The sequence below is a fragment of the Conexibacter stalactiti genome (assembly GCF_033542075.1).
Classification (GTDB): Bacteria; Actinomycetota; Thermoleophilia; order Solirubrobacterales; family Solirubrobacteraceae; genus Conexibacter; species Conexibacter stalactiti.
Genome location: NZ_JAWSTH010000167.1, coordinates 1 through 7,724, shown reverse-complemented (window position 1 = coordinate 7,724; position 7,724 = coordinate 1). Strand labels below are relative to the sequence as shown.

Sequence of the window (7,724 nt, the reverse complement as noted above, 5' to 3'; positions counted from 1 at the left end):
TGCCGGCCGGGCCGGCGGGGCCCTGCGCGCCCGTCTCGCCCTTGGCGCCGGTCGCACCCGTCGCGCCGGTCTCGCCTCTGGCGCCCTGCGGCCCGGTGGCGCCGGCCTTGCCGGTCGCGCCCGCCGCGCCTCTGGCGCCGCGCGGGCCGGCCACGCCGCGCGGACCCTCGATCGCCCACGAGATCTTCTGCTGGCCCGCGTCGCAGCGACCGCCTCTGGTCGTCAGGTTGAGCGTCTTGAAGTCGTTCGTGACGCAGGCGTAGAGGCGCGCGTTCGCGGCGGCCGGCGTCGCTGCCAGCGCGGCGTCGGCACTGCCGGCGAGCAGCAGCGCGGAGGCGGCTGCGAGCGCCGTGGGGCGGCGCAGGCGCGCCAGGTTTCGGGACATTCGGAACTCCTCATATGGGCATTGGCGCCCGTTTAGCTTCTCCCTCGGTCATCGGCCGGTCCTGCGCGATCTCTATCCTGGATCGACCGTGGTCGACGAACGCGCGCTTGCCGAACGCCTCATCACGTACGACACGTCGCGCGCCGAAGAGCTGGCGGCTGCGGCCGCGTTCGTGCGCGGCTGGCTGGAGGCACGCGACATCGAGGTGCGCGAGCAGACCCACAACGGCCTGCCGGTGATCGTCGCCGAGGTCGGTCCCGCCGACGCGCCGACGGTGATCTTCCACGGCCATCTCGACGTCGTGCCGGGCCTCGAGCACCAGTACGAGCCGCGCGTCGAGGGCGATCGCCTGATCGGGCGCGGCGCCTATGACATGAAGGGCGGCCTCGCGGCGATGATGTGCGCCCTGAAGGACTGCGCAGAGCAGCGCAGGGTGCGCGTGCGCTTCCTCTGCGTCCCCGACGAGGAGTCCGAGGACGTCGACGGCCGCTCGACCGACGAGCTGGTCGCGGCGGGCTTTCGCGGCGACTTCGCGATCACCGGCGAGCCGACCAACCTGCACATCGGCATCCAGGCGAAGGGCGTGCTGGCGATGCGCATCGACGTCGCCGGCCGCTCGGCGCACGGATCGACGCCGTGGCTGGGGGACAGCGCGGTGCTGAAGGCGGTCGACGTCTTCCGCCGGATCGAGGCGCTGCCGTTCGCGCGCGAGTCCTCGGAGCTGTTCGACCGGCCGTCGATCAACCTCGGCCGGATCGCCGGCGGCGACGCCTTCAACAAGGTGCCCGACCACTGCGAGATGGTCGTCGACGTGCGCTACCTGCCCGGTCAGGACCCCGGGGCGATCCTCGCGGCGATCCGCGCGATGGACGACGTGACCGTGCACCAGACGCTGACGCGCCCGCCCGCGCACGTCTCGCGCACCAACCCGTACGTGCGCGCGCTGCGCGACGCGATCGCCCGCACGCTCGACGACGAGGCGGTCTCGGTCGGCCGCGACGGCGCCTCCGATGCCGTCTCCTTCTTGGAGGCCGGCATCCCCGCGATCGAGTTCGGTCCCTCCGGCGCCGGGCACCACGGCCCTGACGAGTGGGTCTCGATCGCGTCGCTGACGCGTTACCGCGAGTCGCTGGCCGATTTCGTGCGGACGCTGCCCGATTGGCTGGAGCGAGACCGCAACGGCGAGGCCGGCGGCGGGTTGCATGCGATCGAGGGAGGACTGGCTTGAGCTATCAGCACTACGACGACGACCGCTTCGACGAGTTCCCGCGCCGCGCGCGCGGCGGCACGTGGCTGCGGTTCCTGCTCGCCGCGGTGCTGGTGATCATGCTGACCGCGGGCGCGACCGCGACCGCGGGCCTGCTCAACGTGCAGAACTTCGTCGACGACCTGAAGGCCGGCGGCACGATCAGAGGTGCCGAGAGAGCGATCACGCGCGCCGACGCCGGCGATCCGCAGACGCTCCTGCTGATCGGCTCCGACCACCGTTTCGACGCCGCCCGCAGAGACGCCCGCTCGGACACGATGATGCTCGTGCGGATCGACCCCGACGCCGCCGCCACGACGGTGCTGTCGATACCGCGCGACCTGAGAGTGACGTACACCGACGCCGACGGCCTCGTGCACGGTCCGACGAAGATCAACGAGACGTACACGGTCGGCGGCGAGGCGCTCACCGCCGAGGTGATCAGAAGAACGTTCGGGATACCGATCAACCACATCGCGAACGTCAACTTCAGAGGCTTCCGCGAGGTGATCGACGCGATCGGCTGCGTCTACGTCGACGTCGACCAGCGCTACTACCACTCGAACATCGGCCTCGCCGCCTCGGCGCAGTACGCCGAGATCGACATCGATCCCGGCTACCAGATGATGTGCGGGCAGAGAGCGCTCGACTACGTGCGCTACCGCCACACCGACTCCGACCTCGTGCGCGGCGCCCGCCAGCAGGACTTCCTGCGCCAGATCCGCTCGCAGTACGACGTCAACGACTTCATCGACGATCCGCACAAGCTGACGCGGATCATCGGCAGACGGATGCAGACCGACAAGGACCTGCAGTCGGCCTCGGCGCTGCTGAAGCTGATGCAGCTGGTCGCCTTCTCGGCCAGCAAGCCGATCCAGCAGGTCGCGCTCACGCCGACCTACACGACCGGCAGCGACGGCGCCTCCTACGTCGAGGCCGGCCCGGAGGAGATCGCGCGCGTCAGAAAGGAGTTCCTCAACCCTGACGCCGCGCCCGCGCCGCCGAGACAGCAGCAGCGCGCCAGAAGAGGCGGCAAGAGAGGCAGACGCGCCAGAGCGCCCGCCGGCCCGACGCCGGAGAGCGTCGGCCTCTTCGACATGGCGCAGACGGGCAAGGACTACGCGATCCAGCTCGGCGCGATGAACTTCCCCGTCTACTACCCGCGCTACCTGCCCAACTCGCTCGGCTACATGCCGGTCAACACCGGCGCCGAGGGCGGCTACCCGATCGCGTACAAGACGAAGGCGCCCGACGGCAAGATGCGCCAGGGCTACCGCTTCGTCGTCAAGTACGGCGATCCGGGCAACTTCATGGGCGTCCAGGGTCTGCGCTGGACCGACCCGCCGATCCTCAGAAACCCGTCGTCGGACCATCGCACGGTCAACGGCAAGAAGCTCGACCTCTACTACGACGGCAGAAGACTGCGGCTGGTCGCGTGGAGAACCGGCGACGCGGTCTACTGGATCTCGAACACGCTCGAGAAGAGACTGTCCAACGACCAGATGCTCCAGATCGCGGGGTCGCTGACGCGACTCGGCGGTCGCTGAGCCCGCTTTGCAGCCCTCCTAGTAGGCTTCGCCGCCGCATGAGCCAGGAACAGCAGCGCGAACCGATTGCCGTGATCGGCACCGGCTACGTCGGACTCGTGACCGCCGCCGGCTTTGCCGAGCTCGGCAACGAAGTCTGGTGCGTCGACATCGACGCCAGCAAGATCGAGCGCCTGAAGCGAGGCGAGATCCCGATCTACGAGCCCGGCCTCGCCGAGTCGATCGCCGCCAACGCGGAGCGCCTCCACTTCTCGACCGAGCTCGGACCCGCGCTGGAGCACGCGCGGCTCCTGTTCGTCGCCGTCGGCACGCCGCCGACCTACTCCGGCGACGCCGACCTGTCGGCCGTCCACGCCGTCGTCGACGCGATGCCGGTCTCCGACCGCCACGCGCTGGTGATGAAGTCGACGGTGCCCGTCGGCACCGGCGCCTCGATCAGACGCGCCTTCGCCGCTCGCGGCAAGGAGGGCTTCCGCTACGTCTCCTGCCCCGAGTTCCTCAAGGAGGGCTCGGCGCTGGCGGACTTCCGCAAGCCCGACCGCGTCGTCGTCGGCGACGACGGCGACTGGGCCGGCGACGCCGTCGTCGACCTCTACGCGCCGCTCGGCGCGCCGCTGGTGCGCACCGACGTGCGCAGCGCCGAGATGGTCAAGCTCGCCTCCAACGCCTTTCTCGCGACGAAGATCTCGTTCATCAACGAGATCGCCAACGTCTGCGAGGAGACCGGCGCCGACGTCGAGGAGGTCGCGCGCGGCATGGGCCTCGACGAGCGGATCGGCGCGAAGTTCCTGCGCCCGGGGATCGGCTACGGCGGCTCCTGCTTCCCGAAGGACGTCAGCGCGCTGAAGCTGCTGGCCGGCAACTCCGGCTACCACTTCCAGCTCCTGAACGCCGTGATCGAGGTCAACGAGCTGCAGAAGCGGCGCGTGATCAGAAAGCTGCAGAAGCACCTCGGCACGCTCGTCGGCAAGCGCATCACGCTGCTCGGCCTCGCCTTCAAGGCGAACACCGACGACATGCGCGAGGCGTCGTCGCTCGTGCTCGCCTCGCGACTGCAGGGCGAGGGCGCGATCGTCAGCGCCTACGACCCGCTTGCCGAGCAGGAGGCGCGCACGCTGATGCCCGGCGTCGAGTTCGCCGACTCGGCGATCGGCGCGCTCGACGGCGCCGATGCCGCCGTGCTCGTGACCGAGTGGCCGGAGTTCCAGCAGCTCGACTGGACCGCCGCCGGCGAGCGGATGGCCGGCAAGCTCGTGATCGACGGCCGCAACCACCTCGATCCGGCGGCGCTGCGCGACGCCGGCTTCGACTACGAAGGCGTCGGTCGGGGCTCGTGAGCGCCCCGGGCGGACGCCGCGCGGAGGTGCGTGGAGCATGCAGGCGCTGATCCTGGCCGGCGGCGAGGGAACGCGGCTGCGGCCGCTGACCGCGACCGTCCCGAAGCCCGTCGTCCCGCTCGTCGATCGTCCCTTCATCGCGTTCATGCTCGACTGGCTGCGGGGCCACGGCGTCGACGATGTCGTGATCTCCTGCGGCTTCCTCGCCTCCGGCGTCCGCAACGTGCTCGGTGACGGCAGCGCCTACGGCGTCCGCCTGCGCTACGTCGAGGAGCCGAGACCGCTCGGCACCGGCGGCGCGATCAAGTTCGCCGAGTCGCTGCTCGACGAGCGCGTGCTCGTGCTCAACGGCGACGTGCTGACCGACATAGACCTGACCGACCAGCTCGCCCAGCACGAGCGCACGAGCGCTCAGTTGACGCTGGCGCTGATCGGCGTCGACGACCCGTCGGCGTACGGCCTCGTCAGACTCAACGACGACGGCAGCGTCTGCGCCTTCCTCGAGAAGCCGAGCCCGGACCAGATCGACACCAACCTCGTCAACGCCGGCGCCTACGTGCTGGAGCGCTCCGTGCTCGACGAGGTCCCGCCGAACCGCAACGTCTCGATCGAGCGCGAGGTCTTCCCGAAGCTCGTCGACAACGGCCTCTACGGCTACCAGTCGAGCGGCTACTGGCTCGACATCGGCACGCCGCAGCGCTATCTCCAGGCGACCCACGACATCCTCGACGGCGCGGTCAAGACCTCCGTCCCGGACGGCTACGACGGCCGCAGCATCGCGCTGGCGCCCGACGCCAAGGTGCACGGCCGCCTCGTCGGACCGGCGCATGTCGGCGCCGGCGTGACGATCGCCAGAGGCGCGCTCGTCAGCGGTCGCACGGTGCTCGGCCGCAACGTCGAGATCGGCGCCGGCGCGCACATCGACGGCGCGGTCGTGCTCGACGGCGCTGTCGTCGGCGCCGGCACCAGCATCATTCACGCGGTCATCGGCCCGGGTGTCCAGCTCGGCGCCGGCTGCCGCATCGGCGAGCACGTCATGATCGGCGAGGGCGTCGTGCTCGGCGCCGAGAACCATCTGACGGCGGGCGCCCGCCTCTTCCCCAACGTGTCCCTTCCCGACGGAGCGATCAAGTTTTGAGCGATCTCAGCCGCGCCGCCATCGAAGCGGTCGACGTCAGCAAGCAGGTCGACGACGTGCTCGGCCTGCCGGAGCACCTGCGCGACGCGCTGTGGCGGGTCGAGTCGGCGAGACTGACGCCGCATGACGCGCCCGGCGGCTACATCGTCGCGGGCATGGGCGGCTCCGCGATCGGCGGGGCGCTCGCCGCCTCGGTCCTCGGCGACCGCGCCTCGCGCCCGATCGCCGTCGCGCGCGACTACGGCCTGCCAGCGTGGACGACGCACGAGGCGACCGTCCTCTGCGCCTCCTACTCCGGCAACACCGAGGAGACGCTCGCCGCCTACGAGGCGGCCGGCGTGATCGGCGCCAACCGCATCGTCGCGACGACCGGCGGCAAGCTGGCTGCCGCCGCGCGCGAGGACGGCGTGCCGGTGATCCCGCTGCCGGGGATGTTCCAGCCGCGCGTCGCGGTCGGCTACATGCTCGTGATCGCGCTCGAGGTCGCCGCGCTGTGCGGCGCCGCCGAGTCGCTCCACTCCGAGATCGACGTCGCCGCCGCGCACCTCGAGACGCTCGCGCAGGAGTGGGGCCCGGACGGTCCCGACGACTCGCTCGCGAAGGAGATCGCGCGCGGCGTGCACGGCACGATCCCGCAGATCGCGGGCGCCGGCCTCACGACGCCGATCGCCTACCGCTGGAAGACGCAGCTGAACGAGAACGGCAAGACGCCGGCGTTCGCCTCCGAGCTGCCGGAGCTCAACCACAACGAGCTCGTCGGCTGGCAGGGCGCGGCCGAGCTGGGCCGCTTCAGCGCGATCTTCCTCGACGACTCCGACCTGCATCCGCGCGTGCGTCAGCGGATCGAGCTGACGCGCGGCCTGATCAGCTCGACCGCCGCCGCCTCGTTCCGCGTCGAGGGACGCGGCGAGACGCGCGCCGAGCGGCTCGTCTCGCTCGTGCTGCTGGGCGACCTCGTCTCGCTCTACGTCGCCGTCCTGCGCGGGATCGACCCGACGCCGGTCGAGGCGATCGAGCGTCTGAAGACAGTCCTGGCAGGCGGCTGACCCGCCGGCGACGCGCGAGCGCACCGTCTCGCGGCGCTGGACACGACGCGCCGGGCCTCATGGGACTCCGTCCCTATCGGCCCGGCCCGCCGCGCCCAGCATCCACGATCCGGCACGCTCGCACCCCGCCGGACCGCGCCGGTTGGCTGGCGTGAACTGTTCGTGCTGGTGCGGCCAATGAGAGGGTGAGACCCCGACCCCGGAGGGCGGCACCCTGTTGGAGACCGACGGCGAGCTGATCGCCGCGTCGTGCGCGGACCCACGCGCCTTCGCGGCCGTCTTCGATCGCCACTACGACGCGATCGCGGCGTTCCTGCGCCGTCGCTTGGAGCGCGCGCTCGCGGACGAGCTGGCGTCGGAGACCTTCCTGCAGGCGTTCGACGGCCGCGCGCGCTTCGACCGGGCCCGCGCCGATGCGCGGCCCTGGCTGTACGGGATCGCGGCCAACCTGCTGCGCGGCCACCGGCGCAGCGAGGAGCGGCGGCTGCGCGCCTACGCGCGCGCCGCCGTGCCCGCCGGCGAGGCCGGCGCCTACGACGAGGTCGAGGCCCGCCTCGACGCCGCCGCCTCCGGCCGCGCGCTCGCGACCGCGCTCGCCTCGCTCGGCCCAGGCGAGCGCGACGCGCTGCTGCTGCACGCGTGGACCGACCTCAGCTACGAGCAGATCGCCGAAGCGCTGGAGATCCCGGTCGGGACCGTCCGCTCGCGGCTGCACCGGGCGCGCGGGATCGTCCGCGAACTGCTCGCGGCGAGCGGTGAAGCAGTCGGTGAGCCGACGACCGCCGGCGGCCTGACGCCGGCCCGAGAGGAGAACCGATGACGAGCGAGCTCGACCACCTGCGCGCCTTCCGCGCCGCCGCCGCGGCACCTGACGACGAGGCCCGCGCCACCGCCCGCGCCGCGCTGCTGGATGCGATCGAGGCGGTCGCGGATGCCGTGCCGGCCGACGCCGCGTCGTCCACCGACGCCGCCGCGGCCGCCGCAGACACCGCGCCGGCCGACGCCGCCCCCTCCACCGCCCGCCC

At 71.7% G+C, this 7,724-nt stretch carries 7 protein-coding genes and 1 pseudogene; 7 read left to right on the top strand and 1 reads right to left on the bottom strand.

The window, feature by feature from the left end; translation table 11 throughout:
• Positions 1–385, bottom strand: a pseudogene (locus R7226_RS30355) (hypothetical protein); the annotation flags it as partial.
• A gap of 88 nt (positions 386–473) precedes the next feature.
• Between R7226_RS30355 and R7226_RS30350 the strand changes: the two are divergent.
• The 7 genes from R7226_RS30350 to R7226_RS30320 form a co-directional block, all read left to right on the top strand.
• The gene (locus R7226_RS30350; RefSeq protein WP_318601258.1) at positions 474–1,613 is read left to right on the top strand and encodes a M20 family metallopeptidase; all 1,140 of its coding nucleotides are present in this window, start codon (positions 474–476) and stop codon (positions 1,611–1,613) included.
• The gene (locus R7226_RS30345; RefSeq protein ID WP_318601256.1) at positions 1,610–3,178 is read left to right on the top strand and encodes an LCP family protein; all 1,569 of its coding nucleotides are present in this window, start codon (positions 1,610–1,612) and stop codon (positions 3,176–3,178) included. The genes R7226_RS30350 and R7226_RS30345 overlap by 4 nt, the downstream gene beginning before the upstream one ends.
• Positions 3,179–3,216: 38 nt before the next feature.
• Positions 3,217–4,515 (top strand): UDP-glucose dehydrogenase family protein, encoded by a 1,299-nt coding sequence (locus tag R7226_RS30340; RefSeq protein WP_318601254.1) that lies wholly within the window; start codon positions 3,217–3,219, stop codon positions 4,513–4,515.
• 37 nt (positions 4,516–4,552) lie between these two features.
• On the top strand, positions 4,553–5,653 hold the full coding sequence (locus R7226_RS30335; protein ID WP_318601252.1) for an NDP-sugar synthase: 1,101 nt from the start codon (positions 4,553–4,555) through the stop codon (positions 5,651–5,653).
• Positions 5,650–6,699 carry a bifunctional phosphoglucose/phosphomannose isomerase gene (locus tag R7226_RS30330; RefSeq protein WP_318601251.1) on the top strand — a complete coding sequence of 350 codons (1,050 nt, stop codon included), beginning with the start codon at positions 5,650–5,652 and terminating at the stop codon, positions 6,697–6,699. The genes R7226_RS30335 and R7226_RS30330 overlap by 4 nt, the downstream gene beginning before the upstream one ends.
• Before the next feature lie 217 nt (positions 6,700–6,916).
• Positions 6,917–7,519, top strand: a complete 603-nt coding sequence (locus R7226_RS30325) for an RNA polymerase sigma factor (RefSeq protein WP_318601250.1) — start codon at positions 6,917–6,919, stop codon at positions 7,517–7,519.
• A partial coding sequence (locus tag R7226_RS30320; RefSeq protein ID WP_318601249.1) for a hypothetical protein occupies positions 7,516–7,724 on the top strand: 209 nt, incomplete at its 3' end. The genes R7226_RS30325 and R7226_RS30320, both read left to right, overlap by 4 nt.

Excerpts from the sequence above, each read along its gene's own strand:
- R7226_RS30340 (WP_318601254.1), top strand. The coding sequence starts at position 3,217 with ATGAGCCAGGAACAGCAGCGCGAACCGATTGCCGTGATCGGCACCGGC.
- R7226_RS30335 (WP_318601252.1), top strand. The coding sequence starts at position 4,553 with ATGCAGGCGCTGATCCTGGCCGGCGGCGAGGGAACGCGGCTGCGGCCG.